This is a genomic window from uncultured Nocardioides sp., from assembly GCF_947488025.1.
In the GTDB taxonomy this organism is placed as follows: domain Bacteria; phylum Actinomycetota; class Actinomycetes; order Propionibacteriales; family Nocardioidaceae; genus Nocardioides.
On the sequence record NZ_CANKYS010000011.1, the window covers coordinates 132,431 to 152,111 of the forward strand.

16 protein-coding genes and 2 tRNA genes are annotated in these 19,681 nt (G+C 72.0%); 9 read left to right on the forward strand and 9 right to left on the reverse strand.

Annotated features, from left to right (window positions below; translation table 11 throughout):
* The first annotated feature begins 20 nt into the window (after positions 1–20).
* Positions 21–4,019 (forward strand): type VII secretion protein EccCa, encoded by a 3,999-nt coding sequence (gene eccCa, locus Q1B24_RS17375; protein ID WP_299931272.1) that lies wholly within the window; start codon positions 21–23, stop codon positions 4,017–4,019.
* 175 nt (positions 4,020–4,194) lie between these two features.
* Here eccCa and Q1B24_RS17380 read toward each other — a convergent pair whose 3' ends face one another.
* Positions 4,195–5,838: a helicase HerA-like domain-containing protein gene (locus Q1B24_RS17380; RefSeq protein WP_299931273.1), complete on the reverse strand. Its 1,644-nt coding sequence runs from the start codon at positions 5,836–5,838 to the stop codon at positions 4,195–4,197.
* Between the two features lie 70 nt (positions 5,839–5,908).
* Between Q1B24_RS17380 and Q1B24_RS17385 the strand changes: the two genes are divergently transcribed.
* A complete protein-coding gene (locus Q1B24_RS17385) occupies positions 5,909–6,208 on the forward strand; it encodes a type II toxin-antitoxin system VapB family antitoxin (protein ID WP_299931274.1) in 300 nt (99 codons plus the stop codon).
* Positions 6,205–6,708, forward strand: a complete 504-nt coding sequence (locus Q1B24_RS17390) for a LytR C-terminal domain-containing protein (RefSeq protein WP_299931275.1) — start codon at positions 6,205–6,207, stop codon at positions 6,706–6,708. The genes Q1B24_RS17385 and Q1B24_RS17390 overlap by 4 nt, the downstream gene beginning before the upstream one ends.
* Before the next feature lie 52 nt (positions 6,709–6,760).
* Here Q1B24_RS17390 and Q1B24_RS17395 read toward each other — a convergent pair whose 3' ends face one another.
* Positions 6,761–8,278: a potassium/proton antiporter gene (locus Q1B24_RS17395; RefSeq protein WP_299931276.1), complete on the reverse strand. Its 1,518-nt coding sequence runs from the start codon at positions 8,276–8,278 to the stop codon at positions 6,761–6,763.
* 202 nt (positions 8,279–8,480) lie between these two features.
* Between Q1B24_RS17395 and Q1B24_RS17400 the strand changes: the two genes are divergently transcribed.
* The 3 genes from Q1B24_RS17400 to Q1B24_RS17410 are packed head-to-tail and all read left to right on the forward strand — an operon-like array spanning position 8,481 to position 11,189.
* Positions 8,481–8,915 carry a hypothetical protein gene (locus tag Q1B24_RS17400; RefSeq protein ID WP_299931277.1) on the forward strand — a complete coding sequence of 145 codons (435 nt, stop codon included), beginning with the start codon at positions 8,481–8,483 and terminating at the stop codon, positions 8,913–8,915.
* Between the two features lies 1 nt (position 8,916).
* Positions 8,917–9,867, forward strand: a complete 951-nt coding sequence (locus Q1B24_RS17405; protein ID WP_299931278.1) for a hypothetical protein — start codon at positions 8,917–8,919, stop codon at positions 9,865–9,867.
* On the forward strand, positions 9,864–11,189 hold the full coding sequence (locus tag Q1B24_RS17410) for a hypothetical protein (RefSeq protein WP_299931279.1): 1,326 nt from the start codon (positions 9,864–9,866) through the stop codon (positions 11,187–11,189). Before Q1B24_RS17405 ends, Q1B24_RS17410 begins: the two co-directional genes overlap by 4 nt.
* A gap of 13 nt (positions 11,190–11,202) precedes the next feature.
* On the opposite strand, the gene Q1B24_RS17415 is transcribed toward Q1B24_RS17410, so the two are convergent.
* The 3 genes from Q1B24_RS17415 to Q1B24_RS17425 all read right to left on the reverse strand — a co-directional run bounded on the left by Q1B24_RS17415 (position 11,203) and on the right by Q1B24_RS17425 (position 13,638).
* Positions 11,203–12,582: a VWA domain-containing protein gene (locus Q1B24_RS17415; RefSeq protein ID WP_299931280.1), complete on the reverse strand. Its 1,380-nt coding sequence runs from the start codon at positions 12,580–12,582 to the stop codon at positions 11,203–11,205.
* Positions 12,579–13,445, reverse strand: coding sequence for a MoxR family ATPase (locus Q1B24_RS17420; RefSeq protein ID WP_299931281.1), 867 nt, complete (start codon positions 13,443–13,445; stop codon positions 12,579–12,581). Before Q1B24_RS17420 ends, Q1B24_RS17415 begins: the two co-directional genes overlap by 4 nt.
* 108 nt (positions 13,446–13,553) lie before the next feature.
* Positions 13,554–13,638: transfer RNA gene (locus Q1B24_RS17425), tRNA-Ser, on the reverse strand.
* Between the two features lie 81 nt (positions 13,639–13,719).
* Here Q1B24_RS17425 and Q1B24_RS17430 point away from each other — a divergent pair.
* The 3 genes from Q1B24_RS17430 (at position 13,720) to Q1B24_RS17440 (ending at position 14,630) form a co-directional block, all read left to right on the forward strand.
* Complete coding sequence (locus tag Q1B24_RS17430) at positions 13,720–14,181, forward strand: hypothetical protein (RefSeq protein WP_299931282.1); 462 nt, start codon at positions 13,720–13,722, stop codon at positions 14,179–14,181.
* 63 nt (positions 14,182–14,244) lie between these two features.
* Positions 14,245–14,338, forward strand: a tRNA-Ser gene (locus Q1B24_RS17435).
* Between the two features lie 166 nt (positions 14,339–14,504).
* Positions 14,505–14,630 carry a hypothetical protein gene (locus tag Q1B24_RS17440; RefSeq protein ID WP_299931283.1) on the forward strand — a complete coding sequence of 42 codons (126 nt, stop codon included), beginning with the start codon at positions 14,505–14,507 and terminating at the stop codon, positions 14,628–14,630.
* Positions 14,631–14,808: 178 nt separating this feature from the next.
* Here Q1B24_RS17440 and Q1B24_RS17445 read toward each other — a convergent pair whose 3' ends face one another.
* From Q1B24_RS17445 to Q1B24_RS17460, 4 genes are all read right to left on the reverse strand, one after another.
* Positions 14,809–15,816, reverse strand: a complete 1,008-nt coding sequence (locus tag Q1B24_RS17445; protein WP_299931284.1) for a LuxR family transcriptional regulator — start codon at positions 15,814–15,816, stop codon at positions 14,809–14,811.
* A gap of 142 nt (positions 15,817–15,958) precedes the next feature.
* Positions 15,959–17,806, reverse strand: a complete 1,848-nt coding sequence (locus Q1B24_RS17450) for a phosphoenolpyruvate carboxykinase (GTP) (protein WP_299931285.1) — start codon at positions 17,804–17,806, stop codon at positions 15,959–15,961.
* 128 nt (positions 17,807–17,934) lie between these two features.
* Complete coding sequence (locus Q1B24_RS17455) at positions 17,935–18,231, reverse strand: hypothetical protein (protein WP_299931286.1); 297 nt, start codon at positions 18,229–18,231, stop codon at positions 17,935–17,937.
* A gap of 1 nt (position 18,232) precedes the next feature.
* Positions 18,233–19,660 carry a glycosyltransferase family 2 protein gene (locus Q1B24_RS17460; protein WP_299931287.1) on the reverse strand — a complete coding sequence of 476 codons (1,428 nt, stop codon included), beginning with the start codon at positions 19,658–19,660 and terminating at the stop codon, positions 18,233–18,235.
* Positions 19,661–19,681 lie beyond the last annotated feature (21 nt).

The window sequence follows — 19,681 nt, forward strand, 5'->3', positions numbered from 1 at the left end:
GCACGGCACTGGGGGATGCGTTGAGCACGACACTGCGGGGCGCCCAGAGGCTCGACGAGCCGGAGATGCCGGGCGGCCAGATCGTGCTGCAGCCACCGCCCGAGCTGCAGGACGGCGAGGGCGCCGGGGGCGTGCTGATGAACGCGATCCCGATGCTCGGCAGCCTCGGCTCCATCGTGCTCGTGGCGACCATGGGAGGCGCCAACAGGAGCCGCAGCTTCCTCGCGGCCGGCATGTTCCTCTTCGCCACGCTCGGCTTCATCATCGTCCAGATCGACCGGCAGCGTAAGCAGCGGGCGCAGCAGGTCACCGGCTCGCGCACCGAGTACCTGCGCTACCTCAGCAACATCCGCAGGGTGGCGCGCGAGGCGGCCGACCAGCAGCGCCGCGCGCTCAACTGGCACCACCCCGAGCCCTCCGCGCTGCCCTCCCTGGCCGAGGACCGCACCCGGCTGTGGGAGCACACCGCGTCCGACGACAACTTCCTGCACGTGCGCTACGGCCTCTGCTCGCAGCCGCTGTCGCTCGAGCTCGTGCCGCCGGAGAGCGCGCCGGTCGACCAGGTCGACCCGGCCGCCGCGTCCGCCCTGCACCGGCTGCTCGTCGTGCACCGCCTCCAGCCCAACCTGCCAGCGTCGATCGACCTGCGCGCCTTCGACCGCATCGAGCTGTGCGGCGACGCCGAGGAGGTGCGCTCGACGGCGCGGGCGATGATCTGCTCCGCGACGGCGTTCCAGAACCCCGACCAGCTGATCGTCGCGGTGCTGAGCTCGGAGCAGAACCTGACCCACTGGGACTGGGTCAAGTGGCTGCCCCACGCCCAGAGCACCCGGGAGGTCGACGCAGTCGGCCCGATGCGCCTGGTCTCGACCTCGCTGGACGACCTCGGCAGCCTGCTCCCGCCCGACCTGAGCGACCGGCCCCGCTTCGGCGCCGACGAGCGTCCCGCCACCCCCCACATCCTGCTCGTGATCGACGGCGGTCACCTGCCCCCCGGCAACCACATCGTCCCGCCCGACGGCCTGCACGGCGTCACGCTGCTCGACCTGCCGAGCCGGTGGGACGAGCTGGAGGACTCCACGAGGCTCCGCCTGGAGTTCGCCGACGCGCCCGACGAGCTCGGCAAGCGCCCGGTGAGCGCGCTGCGCCTGCGCGGCGAGCCGGTCCGCGCCCTCGCCGACCAGTGCGACATCGCCACGGCCGAGGCCTTCGCGCGCCGCATCGCGCCCCTCAAGACCGCGAGCGCCGAGTCGTCGTCGGCCGGCGGCGCCGTCGACATCACCTCGGCGACGCCCGACCACATGGACCTGCTCGGCCTCGGCGACATCTTCAGCTACGACCCGGCGACCGCCTGGCGCCCCCGACCGGCCCGCGACCGGCTGCGGGTGCCGATCGGCATCGGCGACTCCGGCGGCCTGATCCACCTCGACATCAAGGAGTCCGCCCAGCAGGGCATGGGGCCCCACGGCCTGGTGATCGGCGCGACCGGCTCCGGGAAGTCGGAGTTCCTGCGCACGCTGGTGCTCGGCCTGGTCATGACCCACTCGTCCGAGCAGCTCAACCTGGTGCTCGTCGACTTCAAGGGTGGCGCGACCTTCGCCGGCATGGCCGACATGCCGCACGTCTCGGCCGTCATCACCAACCTCGCCAACGAGCTCACCCTCGTCGACCGCATGCAGGACGCCCTGTCCGGCGAGATGACACGCCGCCAGGAGCTGCTGCGCGACGCCGGCAACTACGCGTCGGTGCGCGACTACGAGAAGGCGCGCGCCAACGGCGAGCCCCTCGAGCCGATGCCGTCGCTGTTCATCGTCGTCGACGAGTTCTCCGAGATGCTCTCGGCCAAGCCCGAGTTCATCGACCTGTTCGTCGCCATCGGCCGCCTCGGCCGCTCGCTGGGCCTGCACCTGCTGCTCGCCTCGCAGCGCCTCGAGGAGGGGCGCCTGCGCGGCCTCGAGTCCCACCTGTCCTACCGCGTCGGGCTCCGCACCTTCTCCGCCGGCGAGTCCCGGGCCGTGCTCGGCGTGCCCGACGCCTACGAGCTCCCCGCCGTCCCGGGCCTGGGCTACCTCAAGCCCGACCAGTCCACGCTGCTGCGGTTCAAGGCGGCGTACGTCTCGGGGCCGCCGTCGAGCCGCACCCGGGTCACCCGCGACGAGGGCGGCGCCATCCGCGGCATCCTGCCGTTCACGATCTCGGAGGTGCAGGCGCTCGAGCCGACCGAGGAGGTCGCCGAGGTGGCGACGCCGCAGGCGCAGCAGCAGGGCGAGCAGCCCTCGCTGCTCGACATCGCCGTGACGCGGATGGTCGGCAAGGGGCCGGCCGCGCACCAGGTCTGGCTGCCGCCGCTCGATGTGCCCGACACCCTCGACGAGCTCATGCCCGACCTGGTCGAGAGCCCCGACCTGGGCCTCACGTCGCCGCAGTGGCGCAACGTGCCGGGACTGGTGATCCCGCTGGGCACCGTCGACCGGCCGCGCGAGCAGCGCCGCGACACGATGACGCTCAACCTCACCGGCGCCGCCGGCCACGTCGCCGTCGTGGGCGGTCCGCGCTCGGGCAAGAGCACGATGCTGCGCAGCATCGTCACGAGCATGGCGCTGGTCACCACGCCGCTGGAGTCGCAGTTCTTCGTGCTCGACTTCGGCGGCGGCACGTTCGCGCCGCTGTCCCGGCTCCCCCACGTCTCCGGCGTCGCGACGCGCTCCGAGCCCGACGTCGTACGCCGCGTGATGGCCGAGGTCGAGGGCATCGTCGACCGCCGCGAGGCCTACTTCCGCGAGAACGGCATCGACTCGATCGAGACCTACCGCTCGCGTCGTACGCAGGGTCGCGCCGACGACGGCTGGGGCGACGTCTTCCTGGTCATCGACGGCTGGAGCACGCTGCGCGCCGAGTTCGACGACCTCGAGATGGACATCCAGCAGCTGGCCGCGCGCGGCCTCACGTTCGGCCTGCACATCGTCACCGCCTCGACCCGCTGGGCCGACTACCGCGCGGCGATGCGCGACGTCTTCGGCTCCAAGCTCGAGCTGCGGCTCGGTGACCCGCTCGACTCCGAGATCGACCGCAAGGTCGCCGCGCTCGTCCCGGTCGGCCGTCCCGGTCGCGGCCTGGTGCCGTCCAAGCTGCACTTCCTCGGCGCGCTGCCGCGCATCGACGGCGACGGCAGCGCCGACACCCTCGGCGACGGGGTCGACGCCCTCATCGACCGGGTGGCCGCCGCGTGGAAGGGCCCCCAGGGACCCAAGCTGCGGCTGCTGCCGGAGAAGGTCACGCTCGAGGCGATCCGCGAGGACGCCGTACGCCGCAACGTCCCGGCGAAGCACATCCTGCTCGGCATCAACGAGAAGGAGCTCGCCCCGATCGGCCTCGACGTCGACGCCGAGCCGCACATGCTCGTCTTCGGCGACGGCCAGTCCGGCAAGAGCGCGCTGCTGCGGGCCTACGTCCACGAGATCATGCGCACCCGCACGCCCAAGGAAGCGCAGATCGTGCTCGTCGACTACCGGCGCTCGATGCTCGGCGAGGTGCCCGACGAGTACCTCCTCAACTACCTCACCTCGGCGACCCAGGCGACGCCCACGCTCAAGGACATCGCGAGCTACCTCGAGGGGCGCATCCCCGGCCCCGACGTGACGCCCGACCAGCTGCGCAGCCGGTCGTGGTGGACGGGCGCGGAGGTGTTCGTGGTGGTCGACGACTACGACCTCGTCGCCACCGCGCAGTCCTCACCGGTGTCGTCGCTCCAGCCGCTGATGGCCCAGGCGCGCGACGTCGGCCTGCACGTCGTCGTGGCACGTCGTACGGGTGGCGCGTCCCGCGCGCTCTACGAGCCCGTCATCCAGTCGCTGCGCGACCTCGCGATGCCCGGCGTGATGCTGTCCGGCCCCCGCGACGAGGGCGTGCTGATCGGCAACATCCGTCCGCAGCCCGCGCCCGAGGGCCGCGCCCGCGTCGTCACCCGCGACGGCGGCACCCAGACCGCCCAGCTCGCCTGGCTCGACCCGACCATGTGACCCGCCGCTCGCCCTCGAGCGGTGCGTGAGGCAGGTTTTCCTCGCCCAGAACATGCGTCAGACACCGCTCCGGCTGTCCTCGCCCTCGAGCGGTGCGTGAGGCAGGTTTCTGGCGCGCGGAACGTGCGTCACCCACCGCTCCGCGGGCGTCGTACGACACCGCTCGGACGACGGGTCAGCGGCGGCCGCTCTTGAACATCCCGCGGGCGATCTCGCGGGCGGCGGTGCTCATGAAGTCCTTGAACGCCCGTGACTTCACGACGCTCTCCATCATGCTGTCCTCCTCCTTCGGCGTGGACCGCCGGGAGGACGACTGCGACTTCTCGGTGACCCGCGCGTTCTTCTGCTCGCGCTCCATCTCCTTGACCCGGGCGTCCTCCGCGGCCTTGCGGGCGCCCTCCTCGAGCTTCTTGGCGAGCACCTCGCGGGCGGACTCGCGGTCGATCGCCTCGGCGTACTTCGCGGTGAGGGGCGACGCCGCGACCGCCGCCTCCATGTCCGCGGTGGGGGCGGGGTCCATGAGCGACTCCGGCGCCCGGAGGCGCGTCCACGCGACGGGCGTCGGGGCGCCGCGCTCGTTCATGACCGTGACCACGGCCTCGCCGATGCCCAGCGACGTGATGACCTCGCCGAGGTCGTCGTAGGCGCTGTTGGGGTAGGTGTTGACGGTCGCCTTGAGCGCCTTGGCGTCGTTGGGCGTGTGGGCGCGCAGCTGGTGCTGGACGCGGGAGCCGAGCTGGCCGAGCACCTCGTCGGGCACGTCGGTGGGCGACTGCGTCACGAAGAAGACACCGACGCCCTTCGACCGGATCAGTCGAACGGTCTGGGCGATCTGGTCCAGGAAGGCGTCGGAGGCGTCGTTGAACAGCAGGTGCGCCTCGTCGAAGAAGAAGACCAGCTTGGGCTTGTCGAGGTCCCCCTCCTCCGGCAGGTCGTGGAAGAGGTCGGCGAGCAGCCACATGAGGAACGTCGAGAAGAGCGCCGGCCGGTCCTGGAGGTTCGGCAGCTCGAGCAGGCTGACGATGCCGCGTCCGTCCTCGGCGGTGCGCAGGAACTCCTTGGTCTCGAACTCCGGCTCCCCGAAGAAGACGTCGGCGCCCTGCGCCTCGAAGGCGACGAGCTCGCGCAGGATGACGCCGGCCGTCTGGGGCGAGAGGCCGCCGATGGTCTTGAGCTCGGCCTTCCCGGCTGCGTCTCCGGTGAGGTACTGCAGGACCGCCCGCAGGTCGGCCAGGTCGAGCAGCGGCAGCCCCTGCTTGTCGCAGTAGTAGAAGACCAGGCCGAGCGAGGACTCCTGCGTCTCGTTCAGGCCCAGCACCTTCGCGAGCAGGGTGGGACCGAACGCGCTCATCGTGACGCGGACGGGTACGCCGACACCCTGGCCGCCGATCGCGTAGAACTCGGTCGGGAAGCCGGTCGCCACCCACTCCTGGCCGACGCTCGACGTGCGAGCGGTGAGCTTGTCGCTGGGCTCGCCCGGGGCGCTGATGCCGGAGAGGTCGCCCTTGATGTCGGCGGCGAACACCGGCACCCCGTGGGCGCTGAGCTGCTCGGCGAGCAGCTGGAGGGTCTTCGTCTTGCCCGTGCCGGTGGCGCCGGCGACGAGGCCGTGACGGTTGAGCATCGCGAGCGGGATGCGGATGCGTACGTCGCTGAGGTTCTCCGCGTCCAGCATCAGGCCGCCGAGCTCGAGGGCCTCGCCCTCGAACCGGTAGCCGGGCGCGACCGCCGCCGAGATCGGGTCGGTGATCGGGTCCGAGATCGGGTCGGTGATCGGGTCGGTCGCCGCCGCCGGCTGGGCCTCAGGGGTCTCGCTCATGCCGGCGAGCCTAGCCACGCAGGGAGGCGACGACGAGGTCCCTCGGGGCGGCGTCGTTATGATCACCGCCGTGATCTTCAAGCGGGTGGGCGACGGCCGGCCCTACCCCGACCACGGGCTCGACTCGCGCGGCTGGGCCGACCTGCCCCCGCGCCAGGTGCGGCTCGACGAGCTGGTGACCACCAAGGACACCTTGCGGCTCGACACGCTCCTCGACGAGGACTCGACGTTCTACGGCGACCTGTTCGCCCACGTCGTGCAGTGGAAGGGCGACCTCTACCTCGAGGACGGCCTGCACCGCGCCCTCCGCGCCGCTCTCCAGCAACGCAGCGTGCTGCATGCGCGCGTGCACCAGGCGGCCGATCAATGAGCGGGGCGGCCAAGTCGGCGCTCACCCTGACCGTCCTCGCGGTGCTACTGGTGGTCGCCGCGGTGTGGGGCTGGGCCGCCTTCACCGAGCCGTTCCCCGAGGACGAGCCGGTCGCGATCTGCGAGGACGCGACGGTGTCCGCCGGGTCCGAGGTGCGCCGCGACCAGGTGGTGGTGAGCGTCTTCAACGGCAGCAAGCGCAGCGGGCTTGCCGGTGCCACGAGCGCCCAGCTCACCGAGCGCGGCTTCGTCGAGGGCACGGTCGGCGACTCCCCGCAGCCGGCGGCCACCACCCAGATCTGGTCCTCCGACCCGACGAACCCGGCAGTGGTCCTCGTGAAGCGGCAGTTCAAGCGCGCGAAGGTCGTCCAGGGGGACGCCCTCGGACCGGGCGTCGTCGTCGTGGTGGGCGAGAAGTTCCAGTCGCTGAAGAAGAAGCAGGTCGAGTCGGTGGTCGCCCAGGCCGACGCGACCTGGTGCCGGGCCACCGGCTCGGAGTGACCCCGCGGGCCTGAACCGGGCAGCCCGGCCGCCTGACCTCCGCCGCGGTTCTTCAGTCCTTGGGGCGGCGCGACGGGTCGCCGACCCACTGGGCGAGCCGGCCGTTGTCGGAGACCTGGCGCATGCGCGACTCGGTGGCGTCGCGCAGCTTGCGCGGCGTGACGACGAGCAGGTCGTCGCCGTGGCGCAGGACCGTACGTCGTTCGGGCACGAGCACCTCGCCGGACCGGATGACCAGGGAGACCGAGGCTCCCGGCGGCAGCCGCAGCTCGCCGACCTCGACGCCGTGCATCTTCGACGTGGGTGCGATGGTCACCTGCAGGAGGTCGGCGGCGACCCGGTCGAGGGGCGCGGCCTCCACGTCGAGGCCGCGCGGCTCCGAACGGCGCGCGACGCCGAGCATCCGGGCCACCCAGGGCAGGGTGGGGCCGGTCAGCAGGGTGTAGACGACGACCATCACGAAGACGATGTCGAACAGGTCCTCGGCGCCCGTCACCCCCTCGGCCAGCGGGATCGTGGCGAGCACGATCGGCACCGCACCGCGCAGGCCGGCCCACGACAGGAACGCCAGGTCGCGCGGGCCCATCGGCTGCACGATGCTGCTCACCAGGACCGACAGCGGTCGGGCCACGAGGGTGAGGACGAGACCGGTCGCCAGAGCCTGCACGACGGTGTCGAGGTCGATCCGCGCGGGCGAGAGGAGCAGCCCGAGCATCACGAACAGCCCGATCTGGGCCAGCCACGCGACGCCCTCGGAGAAGGAGCGGGTCGCGACCCGGTGCGGCAGCTCGCTGTTGCCGAGGATGAGCGCGGCGACGTAGATCGCGGCGAACCCGGAGGCGTGCACGGCCGAGGCGGCGCCGTACGCCGTGAACGCGAGGCACAGCACCGCGAGCGGGTAGAGGCCCGAGGACGGCAGCGCCGCCCGGCGCATGATCCACGCCCCCGCGAAGCCGATCGCCACCCCGATCATGCCGCCGGCGATCAGCTCGAAGACGATGAGGCCGCTGGTCCGCAGCAGCCCGGACTCGCCCACGGCGCCGGTGGAGATGATCCCCACGAGCACCACCACTGGTGCGTCGTTGAGCCCCGACTCCGCCTCCAGCGCGCCGGTGAGGCGCTTGGGCAGCGGCAGCGCCCGCAGGACCGAGAACACCGCCGCCGCGTCGGTGGGCGAGCAGATGGCGCCCAGCAGGATCGCCAGCTCCCACGGCAGCCCGAGGAGGTAGTGGGTGCCGACGGCGACGAGCGCCACCGACACGGCCACTCCGATCGTCGCCAACGAGAGCCCGAGGGCGACGCTCGAGCGCATCTGCCGCCAGTCGGTGGTCAGACCACCTTCGGCGAGGATGACCGCCAGGGCACCGAAGCCCAGCGCGTGGGCGAGCTGGGCGTCGTCGAACGGGATGCCGAAGGGCCCTCCCTCCCCGAGCAGCACGCCGATGAAGAGGTAGATGAGCAGCGACGGCAGCCCGGCGCGCGCCGAGACCCGCACCGCGAGGATCGCCGCCAGCGTCACGACCGCACCGACCAGCACGAACTCGTCGAGCTGGTGGACGTCGAACGTCATGCACACCTCTGGGCGGCGCTTCGGGTTGCGGGGCCACTGGATCCTATCGGCCGTCCGGGGGCGCGGCGGCCGCGTCGTGGGGGACGGACGGTCCGCCCGGTGCGCCGCGGAGGTCGCCTGCGGCACAATCGCGTGCCGGGAGGGGACGTTTGGCGATCCGCCCGACCGGGTAGGCGTCCCCGGACGAGAGAGGGAGTGATCGATGTACGGCGACACCGCCGCGGGCCGCAAGCGCGTCGCGCAGCTCCGGGAGCAGGGCGGCGACATCCGGGCGCTGGCCGCCCGCCTCGTCTCCCAGGCCGAAGCCGTGCCCTGGCGCGGCAAGGCCGCCGACGCGATGCGCGAGCGGGTCAAGGAGCGGGCTGCCCACCTGCGCAGCGCCGCCGCCCACCACGAGACCGCCGCCGACTCGCTCGCCCACCACCTCACGGAGGTCGAGTCGCTGAAGGAGGCGATCGACCAACGTGCCCACAAGGCCACCGGGCTCGTCGAGGACGCCCGCACCCGCGTCAGCCACGCCACGGGGCCGGACGGTGCGCCGCCCGAGCCCGACGAGACCGACGCCGCGCTGCTGGCCTTCGACCCTCCGCCGGCCGGTCACCGCGACTGGCTGACCGTCACGCTCCCGGGGCTCTGACATGGTGACCATCGACCTGACCACACCTCCTCCGCCGCCCACGAGCTTCATCGACGCGATGGCCCGGCGCCTGGCGCTGACGCTGCCCGAGCTCCGCCTGGTCGCCGAGCTCGCCGGCGGGGCGCCGCTGCCCTTCGACCTGCCCGACGGGGGGGACGACGTCGCCGACGCGGGCTCGCTCTCCGGGCGGCTGGGGCAGAGCCGGGGCTCGGCCGAGGACTCCGCCTACGCCGAGGCCCTCCGCACGCTCCACGACCCGGAGGACACCCTGCGCCGCCGCGGACTGGTGACCGATGCAGGCGCCGAGCCCGGCATCGTCGGAGCGGTCGGGCTGCTCGCGACGCCGCGGCTCGCCCTCGACATCGACGTCGCGGCCGGGACCACCCAGGTCAAGGCCTGGCACCGCCAGTCCGGTGGCGCGGTCGCCAGCCTCTCGACCTGCGACGGCATCGTCTTCGAGCTGGCGTGGTTCCCCGTCGACCAGTGGACCACCGAGCTCGCCCGGGTCACCGCCCCGCCCGAGGACCTGCCGCTCGGCACCTCCCACGTGCCGGCCCGGCTCGACGTGCCCTACGCGCTCGCCGACTCGGTCGGGGAGGCGCTGCGCTCGGGCCGGTCCGACCTCGTGCCCGTCCTCGTCGGCCAGTCCGACGGGATCGTCCTGGCCGACGGCCGGGAGATCAGCGGTCCCGAGGCCGTCGACGCCGTGTCGGCCGTGCACACCGAGGGTCGCGGTCGCATGCGGATCCTCGCCGCCGAGGTGTCCGAGCGCGCGACCACGTCGGTCGGCGTCGTGTCGTGGGTGCTGCTCCGCGACGGCTGGCACTCCCTGACCCCCCGCCACGACGACGGCGCGCGCGTCGCGGTCACCCGCGTCGACCCCGACGACCTGGCCACCGAGCTGGCACCCGTGCTGGCCCAGGTCACCGCACCGGAGGACATCCCGACATGAGTGGTCTCGACATCCCCCGCACCCACGACGGCCCGCCGGACGCGTCGTCCGCCTCGGTCGCCGCCGACAAGTACGACCAGATGCTGGCGCTGGCCGACCTGTTCGACAGCTCCGGCACCGAGATGCGCACCCGCGCCCGGCTCGGCAGCGAGATCCTGGGCGACGACGACGTCGTCGACTCCGGCGAGCTGTCCAAGGCGACCTGGGGGCAGGCCGAGGAGGACATCCGGGCCGCCACCACCGGCAAGAACGGGCTGCTGACCCGCTCGGTCGAGCTCGACGCCGACGCGCTCGTCGTACGCGCCACGGTCCTCACCTACCGCTGGATCGACGAGCTGCAGGAGGCCGCCTACAAGACGCTCGGCTCCATCGCCGGCCGCGCGATCGGCTACCTCGCCCCCGAGGTCGCGCTCGGCGGCGCGATCGTGAGCGCCGGGCTCATCGAGACCGACACGCTCGACCGCGACGGCGTCACGGCCTACCTGAGCGAGCTCGCCGAGAACAACCCCGAGCTGATGGACCACCTCTCCGGTGGCGGTGGCCTGCTCGACGGGCTGCACATGCGCTCGCTCCTCACCGCCGGGGCGCTCGCGTCCGACCAGGGCGCCCACGCGGCGCGCGGAGGGCTGCGGGCGATCGGCGTGGAGCCGTTCCCGGCCGACGCAGTGTCGGCCTTCCGCGACTCCGCGGGGTCGTTCGTCGAGGTCGAGGCGCCGGAGACGGAGGTCGACAGCACCACCGCGACGCCGCCGCGCTCGCTGGAGGAGCTGATGGCCAACCTCCTCGCCGAGGACCGCCGGATCAGCGTGCAGCGCGTCGGCGCCGGCCGTTACATCGCCTACCTCCCGGGCTCGCTCACCCACGACACCGGCCGGTTGCGCCTCGTCGGCGCCGACCCGACCACGTCGGCCGGCCAGGTGGTGCGCGCGATCGAGAAGGCGGTCACCGACGACGACGCCCGCGTGATGCTCGTCGGCTCGGCGGCCGGCGGCGCGATCGCCGCCGAGATCGCCGCCACCGCCCGCTCGTCGCGCTTCGTGGTCGACCAGGTCGTCACCGCGGGTGCCCCGTCCGCGCAGGTGCCGCGGATCCCCGAGGCCACCCGGGTGCTGTCGCTGGAGGACCGCTCCGACCCGGTGGTGCTGCTCGGCTCGCTGATCAACGCCTCGATCGCCAACCGGCTCACGGTGGTCTTCGACGCGGCCGGGGCCGAGGGCACCCAGCTCTACGTCGCCGGCGCCCGGGCCGCCGACACGGCTGCGCACCCCGAGCTGCGGGCCGAGATCAACCGCCTGCAGGACCTCGGGTTCCTCGCGGGCTGAGCAGGTCGCGAGCTCAGACGATGCCGTGCACGAACTCGCCGAGCTGGGCGAGGTTGCGGCACTCCACCATCGCGACGATCTCGCCGTAGCGATCGGCCGCGCTGTCACCCGTGCCCCAGTGGCGGGGGTGCTCCGGGTTGAGCCACCAGGCGTGGCGCGCCCGGCCGGCGAGCTCGCCGAGCACCGGCAGCGCGAGGTCGCTGTAGTTGGACCGGCCGTCGCCCAGCACCAGCAACGAGGACCGCGGCCCGACCGCGTCGGGGTGCTCCTCGGCGAACCGCGTCAGCGCCCTCCCGTAGTTGGTGCGCCCCCACAGCGCGGCCTGGGAGATCCGTCCGGCGAGCGAGTCCATCACCTCGACCACGTCGGCCCCCGGTCGGAAGCTGTCGCTGACCTCCACGACGTCGTCGACGAAGGTGAACGCGCGCACGCCGCTGAACGCCTCCCGCAGGGCGAACACCAGCATCAGGGTGAACTGCGCGAAGTTCGCCACCGAGCCGCTGACGTCGCAGAGCACGACCAGGTCGGTGCGGTGCGGACGCTTCGGGCGGTGGTGGGTGGTCAGCGGCACCCCACCGGTCGCGATCGACGCGCGCACGGTGCGGCGTACGTCGAGAGGGCCCCGTCGGCGCGCGTGCTGCTCCTTGGTGAGCCGGGCGGCGAGCCGGCGGGCGAGGGGGTAGATCTCGCGGCGCATCTCCTCGAGGTCGCTGCGACGGGCGGCGGTGAAGTCGAGCCGGTCGATGGTGGGCCGGACGGTGACGTCGACGACGTGCGCGGGCCCCTTCTCCTCGGCGATGCGACGCCGGGCATCGCCCTCGACCAGACGCGTGAACTCACCGATCCGGCGTCCGGCCACCCGCTGTGCGTGCTCGTCGTCGAGTCCCTCTCCGAGCAGCCCCTGCACCAGCCGGTCCAGGAGCTCGCCGGGTGACACCCGCTGGAGCGAGGTGTAGGCCGACCAGCTCGACAGGCCCGGTCCGCGCCCGGGCATCGCCCCGAAGCGCGCGACCGCCTCGACTGCAAGGTCCTGCAACGTCCGACCGTCCTGGGCCTGCCCGTCGCCGGAGGCGAGGGCATCGGCCAGCGCCTCGCGGAAGCGCTCGAGGTCGGGCCCGGTGTCCTGCGGGCCCGACGCCGGCTCGAGCCCGTCACCGGCGACGCCGCTGCCGACGAGCCGCGGGAACCAGATGTCGAAGACGGCGTCGAAGGTGACCCGCTGCGGCTGCCGCTTCACGAGCGTGGCGGCGTAGGCGGCGCGCACCGTCTCGCGGTCGTGCCAGTGCACCTTCTCCAGCGCGCTGATCGCATCGAGTCCCTCGGCCAGCGACACCGAGAGGCCGGCCGAGCGCAGCGCCTCGACGAAGCCGATGTGGGTGTCGAGCAGGCTCATCGCGGGAGCTTCAGCTCCTTCATCGCACGTTGCTGGTCCGATGAGTGCTTGAGCACGACCCCGAGCGTGCGCGCGACGGTGGCCTCGTCGAGGTCGCCGACCTGGAGCGCGATCAACGTGCGCGCCCAGTCCACGGACTCGGCGATCGAGGGGGCCTTCTTGAGCTCGAGCTCGCGCAGGCGTACGACGACGTCGACCAGCTGGGCGACGACCCTCTCGTCGAGCCGCGGCACCTGGCTCGTGACGATCGCCCGCTCGCGCTCGGCGTCGGGGTAGTCGAGGTGCAGGAACAGGCAACGGCGCTTGACCGCCTCGGACAGCTCACGGCTGGCGTTGGACGTCAGCACCACGAACGGACGTCGGGTGGCCGTCACGGTGCCCAGCTCGGGGATCGTGACCTGGAAGTCGCTGAGCACCTCGAGCAGCAGCCCCTCGACCTCGATGTCGGTCTTGTCGACCTCGTCGACGAGCAGCACCGTCGGCTCGTCGCGCCGGATCGCGCCGAGCAGCGGGCGGGTCAGGAGGAACTCCTCGGTGAAGATGTCGTCGTGGGTCTCGCTCCAGGCCTGGTCGGTGCCGGTCGCCTGGATCCGGAGCAGCTGCTTCTTGTAGTTCCACTCGTAGAGCGCCCGCGCCTCGTCGAGGCCCTCGTAGCACTGCAGCCGCACCAGCTCCGCCCCCGTCGCCCGGGCGACCGCCTTGGCGAGCTCGGTCTTGCCGACGCCCGCCGGGCCCTCGATGAGCAGCGGCTTCTCCAGCGCACCGGCGAGGTACGCCGTCAGCGCCGTGGCGTCGTCGGTGAGGTAGCCGGTCTCGCGCAACCGCGCCGCGGCGTCGTCCGGGGACTCGAACCAGGTCGTCACCGGGCGAGCGTAGTCGGCGGCTGGGTGGTCACGGCGGAGCGCTCGCTGCGCTCACGCTCCTCGCGTCAAAGATGTCTCGCTGAGCCCTTCGCTGCGCGAAGGGCTCAGCGGAGAGGGCGGGATTCGAACCCGCGGTAGGTCTCCCTACGACCGCTTTCAAGGCGGTTCCGATCGGCCGCTCCGGCACCCCTCCTCGTACGACGCCGGGGCGCCGCACACCGCGGGACTCTACCCAACCGCCGCGGGACGTCCGGCACGTGATGAAATCTTCGGCGTGACGACCGAGACCACCACCGTCCACCGCCTCGCCCCCGCTGTCGCGGCGCGCCTGCTGGGCGTGGTCCTGTGCGCGGTCGCCGTGCTGATCCTGGCCAGCACGCTGGCGATCGCGATCCTCGACCTGCACACGGTGTTCCTGCTGGTCCCGGTCCTGCTCACCGTGGCAGTGCTGGTCGCCTGCTGGTGGGCGTGGCGCACCAAGGGCTGGTTGGTGCGGATGACGCCCGAGGGCTACCGGGTGCAATGGGTGCGGGGCGTCGGCGCGGCGTCCGCGCGCTGGAAGGACGTCGAGGACGCCGTCACCACCACGATCGCCGAGGCGCCGGTCGTGGTGCTGCGCCTGCGCGACGGGCGTACGACCACGATCCCCGTCGAGATGCTGGCTGAGGACCGGGAGGCGTTCGTGCGCGACGTCCAGGACCACCTCCAGCGCGGCCACGGCCTCCGCAAACTGTGACCTGATTCGGTGCACGCGCGCTGCGCCTTGTACCCTTCTGTGCGCCCGGCCACGGCCGGGCATGGAGGCGTCGCCTAGTCCGGTCTATGGCGCCCGCCTGCTAAGCGGGTTTGGGGCTAAAACCCCATCGAGGGTTCAAATCCCTCCGCCTCCGCCAGCGTCGGCCCCCTCTGCCAGGAGGGGGCCGACCGGTCTGCCGTGCCTGCATTTGCAGGAACCTGCAATGCACAGACCTGCAGTCGACTGGACGGGACGTGGCTGCGCACGGTGGGCGACAATGGACGCGTCATCCCCTGTGACATGACCCAAGAGGTGGAAACCCCATGAGCCCTGTACGCCGTATCGCCGCCGCCGCACTCGTTGCCGTCCTCGGATTCGGTGTCGCCGCCATCGGCGCTGCGCCGGCCCAGGCCGTCGACACCAGCTGGGGGCGGACCGTCATCCGCTGAACCGAAGCCAGTCGTGCCATGATGTGCACGCAATGAAGAGCCGGGACACGGACCCCTCAACCCCCCACGAGTTCTGGTCCGGTGGCCTCCCCCACAGGCCCGTCCCGGCAGAGGGCAGCACCTCCTCGGAGGTGCTGCCCTCCCCCTTTTCCCAGCCCGTTGCTCCGCCCGCGACGCGTCAGGCCGGCGGGGCGTCGGCCTCCCGGCCGGAGATGCCGCGCTTGCCCATCTCGTAGCCGAGCTGGAACCGCGTCTCCACCTCGAACTCGCTCTTCAGGTCGGCCACGTAGGCGGCATACGTGCGTGGGCTGACCCCGAGGCGCTTGGCGCCCGCCGGGTCCGCCCGGCCCTCGAGGAGCATCCGGATCGTCATCGCCCGCTGCTCGGCGGCGATGTCGCGCATCAACGACGTCTCGCTGCTGGTGAAGGGTCGGGCCCGCTCCCAGTGCCGCTCGAACATGTCGACGAGGTAGCCCACCATCGACTTGTCGCTGATGACCATCGCCGCGTCGGTGCCCTCGTGGCCGGGGATGAGGGCGACGCGGCGGTCGACCACGATGAGGCGGTTGAAGAACTCGTCGAGGGTGCGCACCTCCGCGCCCGCCGCGGTCACCGCGGCGACGTACTTGCGGGTGTCCGCGCTGCGCCGGGCGGCGTGCTGGTAGAGCGTGCGCAGCTTGACGCCCCGCTTGAGCGCGGCGATGTCGCGCGCTCCGACGCCGGCGTCGAGCTGCTTGACGCCCCGGCGGTACTGCGGCTGGGCGGTCAGCAGCTCCTCCTCGGCGTCGCTGACCAGGGAGGCGAGGAAGTTGCCGATCGTGGCGAGCCCGCGGATCTCCGCGAAGGGGCCGCCCACGGCGCTCGGGGAGCGACGCCACGCGTGCGAGACGGTGTTGAAGGCGTTGGCCCAGTGGGCGGACTCGGCGATCAGCTCGGCGCCCTGCTGTCCCAGCGGTGCGACCACCCGTGCCTGCACGGCGGCGGGGTCGACGGCGGCCCACGTGAGCCCGTCGTCGCTCTTCGTCACCAGGCCGACGTCGACCAGCAGGGCGAAGGCGGCGTGCAGCTCGCCGCCCCTGGCGATGCGCGCGTCGGCGGCGTTGATGCCGCCGGACGTCACGATCTCCTCGTAGAGCGGGGTCGCCTGCTCCTCGAAGACGACTCGCTCATCCGGCCCCAAGGGCATGGCTCACTCCGCTCGACCGACATCCCCGTGGGGAGGATGGTGCCACACCAGCCCCAAGCGCCACCCGGACGGACGCACGGGGAACGCACCGACCCGCCGCCCGGAGGACCGGGCGACGGGTCGGTGACGGATGGCGCGTGCATCAGGCGTCGAGGCGCGCCTTGAGCGTGTCGAGCTCGCTCCAGAGCACGGCGGGGAGGTCGTCGCCGAACTTCTCGAACCACTCCTGGATCTGCGGCAGCTCGGCCTTCCACTCCTCGGCGTCGACCGCGAGGGCCTGGGCGAGCTCGTCCTCGGTCAGGTCGAGGCCGTCGATGTCGAGCGAGCCCGGCGCCGGCACGTGGCCGATGGGGGTCTCCACGGCCGCGGCCTGGCCGTCGATGCGCTCGATGACCCACTTGAGGACCCGGCTGTTCTCCCCGAAGCCCGGCCAGAGGAAGCCACCGTCGTCGCCCCGGCGGAACCAGTTGACGTAGAAGATCTTCGGCAGCTTGGCGGCGTCGTTGTCCTTGCCGATGCCCACCCAGTGGCCGAAGTAGTCGCCGGCGTTGTAGCCGATGAACGGCAGCATCGCCATCGGGTCACGGCGTACGACGCCCACGGCGCCGACCGCGGCCGCGGTGGTCTCCGAGGAGAGCGTGGCGCCCATGAACGTGCCGTGGTTCCAGTCGCGGGCCTCGGTCACCAGCGGGATGGTGGTCTTGCGGCGCCCGCCGAAGAGGATCGCGTCGATCGGCACGCCGCGCGGGTCGTCGTACTCGTCGGCGAGGATCGAGCACTGCTTGATCGGGGTGCAGTAGCGGCTGTTGGCGTGGCTGGACAGCTCGCCGGTCTCCTCGGCCAGCTCCGGCGTCCAGCGCTCGCCCTTCCAGCTGGTGGCCTCGGCCGGGGTGTTCTCCAGGCCCTCCCACCACACGTTGCCGTCGGGGGTCAGCGCGACGTTGGTGAAGACCGAGTTGCCCTTGCGGATGGTCTCCATGGCGTGCGGGTTGGTGTGCTCGTTGGTGCCCGGCGCGACGCCGAAGAAGCCGAACTCCGGGTTGACCGCCCACAGGCGACCGTCCTCGCCGATGCGCATCCAGGCGATGTCGTCACCGATCGCCTCGACCGTCCAGCCCGGGATGGTGGGCTTGAGCATCGCGAGGTTGGTCTTGCCGCACGCGCTCGGGAAGGCCGCGGCGACGTACTTGGTCACGCCCTGCGGGGACGTCAGCTTGAGGATCAGCATGTGCTCGGCCAGCCAGCCCTCGTCGCGGGCCATCACCGAGGCGATGCGCAGCGCGTAGCACTTCTTGCCGAGCAGGGCGTTGCCGCCGTAGCCGGAGCCGAAGCTCCAGATCATCCGCTCCTCGGGGAACTGGACGATGTACTTGGTGTCGTTGCACGGCCACGCGACGTCGGCCTGGCCGGGCTCGAGCGGCATGCCGACGGAGTGGAGGGCGGGCACCCACTTCGGGTCGTCGCCCGCGGCCTCGAGCTCCTCGATGCGGCGCAGCACGTCGGTGCCCATGCGGGCCATGACCCGCATCGACACGGTGACGTAGGCCGAGTCGGTGACCTCGATGCCGAACATCGGGTGGTCGGCCTCGAGGTGGCCCATGACGAACGGGATGACGTACATGGTGCGACCCCGCATGCAGCCGGCGTAGAGCCCGCGCATGAGGTCCTTCATCGCCTCCGGGTCCATCCAGTTGTTGGTGGGTCCGGCGTCACGCTCGTCGACCGAGCAGATGTAGGTGCGGTCCTCGACCCGGGCCACGTCGGTGGGGTCGGAGGCCGCGTGGAACGAGTTGGGCATCACGTCGGGGTTCAGGCGCGTGAACGTGCCGGTCGCCTCGAGGGACGCGGTGAGCTGGGCCCACTCCTCGTCGGAGCCGGTGCACCAGTGGACGGCGTCGGGCTGGGTCAGCTCGGCCACCTCGGTGACCCAGGCGAGGATGCCTGCGTGCGTGGTCGGTGGCGTCGTCTGGGTGTCGATCGTTGCGGTCATGCCGGTTCCTCACAGCTTGCGTCGCGGTCGGTTCGCGCGGCCTCGTTGTCGGCGACTTGTCGCGGACGTTAACGCTCGTGAATCGGCGCACATATTGGATCGATCACAGACCTGTGACGTGGGTCTCGCTACTTCCGCGTACGTCGGTGCGGCTGGGCGAGGCGGTCGCCGAGCGAGCCCCCGGTCGGTCCGCCGACCGGCGCTTCGGGATGGATGCTGCGGGTCTCCGCGCGGCGGTTGCTGGCCGCGAGCCAGTCGCGGAGGTAGAACTTCGGCAGGATCTTGGCCACGGCGAGCGTGACGTAGACGATCGTGTTGATCGCGACGAAGGCGGCGAGCACGGCGATGAAGTCGTTGCGCAGGATGCTGTCGGGCAGCAGCACGCCCATCGGGACCAGCTGCGGGACGAGGTGGGGGATCGTCATCTCAGGTCTCCACCCGTGAGCCGGAGCCCGTCTGGACGACGTGCTTCCAGTCCGCCTGCTTGGCCAGGGAGAGGTCCCAGATGCCCTTGAGGTAGACCAGGTTGAGGAACATCGCGTAGAAGAGCTCGGGGAACAGCGAGAGCCCCAGCAGGCGAGCCTTCCAACCGCCCCGCCACACGGTCACGACGCGCTCGACGGTGAAGACCAGGCCGATGCCGATCCAGAACGGGAACCACACCCAGTTCGAGGTGGCCAGGACCATCAGGATGATGAGGAGCAGGTAGGCGCCGAGCGCGATGACGCCGTAGCCGATGCCGAGCTGCTGCATCCAGTAGCGGAACGTCTGGGGGCGTACGCCGTAGGCGCCGAGGTTCTCCAGCGCACCGCGCTGCCAGCGCAGCCGCTGGGCCCAGAGGCCGCGCCAGTTGGGCATCACCTCGGTCACCACGGTGCACTCGCTGGGCGAGATCATCAGGGCGCCCAGCGTCTTGAGCGCGATCGTCAGCTCGTTGTCCTCGGTCAGGGCGACCGTGTCGTAGACGTCGCCGGGGACGCCGGGCAGGATCTTGCCCCGCTCCTCGGCCACCGCGCGCAGCGCCCGCGGCCGGAACACCGACGCGGTGCCGGTCAGCACGAACACCCGGCCGCGGCGGCGGCGCAGGTCGCGCTGGTAGCGGGTGTACTCGTTGCGCTGGAACTGGCCGATCAGCCCGAAGCCGTCCTCGCCGTAGAACAGCCCGCCGACCGCCATCAGCGCCCGGTCGTCCGTCAGCCGGCGGGTCGCACCCTCGAGGAAGCCGGCGTCCAGCGTGGTGTCGGCGTCCATGATCATCACGCAGTCGTTGTCACCCTGGCCGGGGAGGACCTGCGCGAGCGCCTGGTTGAGGCCGCCGGCCTTCTTGTGGGTGTTGCCGACGGTCTCGTGGACGTCGACGCCGGCCTCCCGGGCGAGACGGACCGTCCCGTCGGTGCAGTTGTCGGCGACGACCACGATCCGGGCCGGCGGCACGGACTGCGACTGCAGCGACGCGAGGGTCTCGGAGATGCAGCCCTCCTCGTTGTGCGCCGGGATGAGGACCGTGATCGTCACCGGGCCGGCGTACTCCCCGCGGGTCTCGGTCATCACCAGCTTGGGGGCGAGGGGCATCCGGTTGCCGTCCTCGCTGCGGCGGGCCCGGGTGAGGAGTCGTCGCTCGACCCCGGCGACGCCGGCCGCGAGGAGCAGGGCGACGCCCACGGCCGCCAGCAGCACCCGGGGGGCGGGCATCTCGGTGTCGTAGAACACCCGCCAGATGCCGAACAGCAGCCCTTCGTCGGGCGCACGGCCCGCCTCCGGGTCGCCCATGGCGACGGCCACCCACAGGGCACCCGCTCCCAGTGCTGCCGAGCCGATGATGGCCAGGCCCACCGACCGTTGAAGCCACTGCATCTACGGAATCTCCTCCTCTGC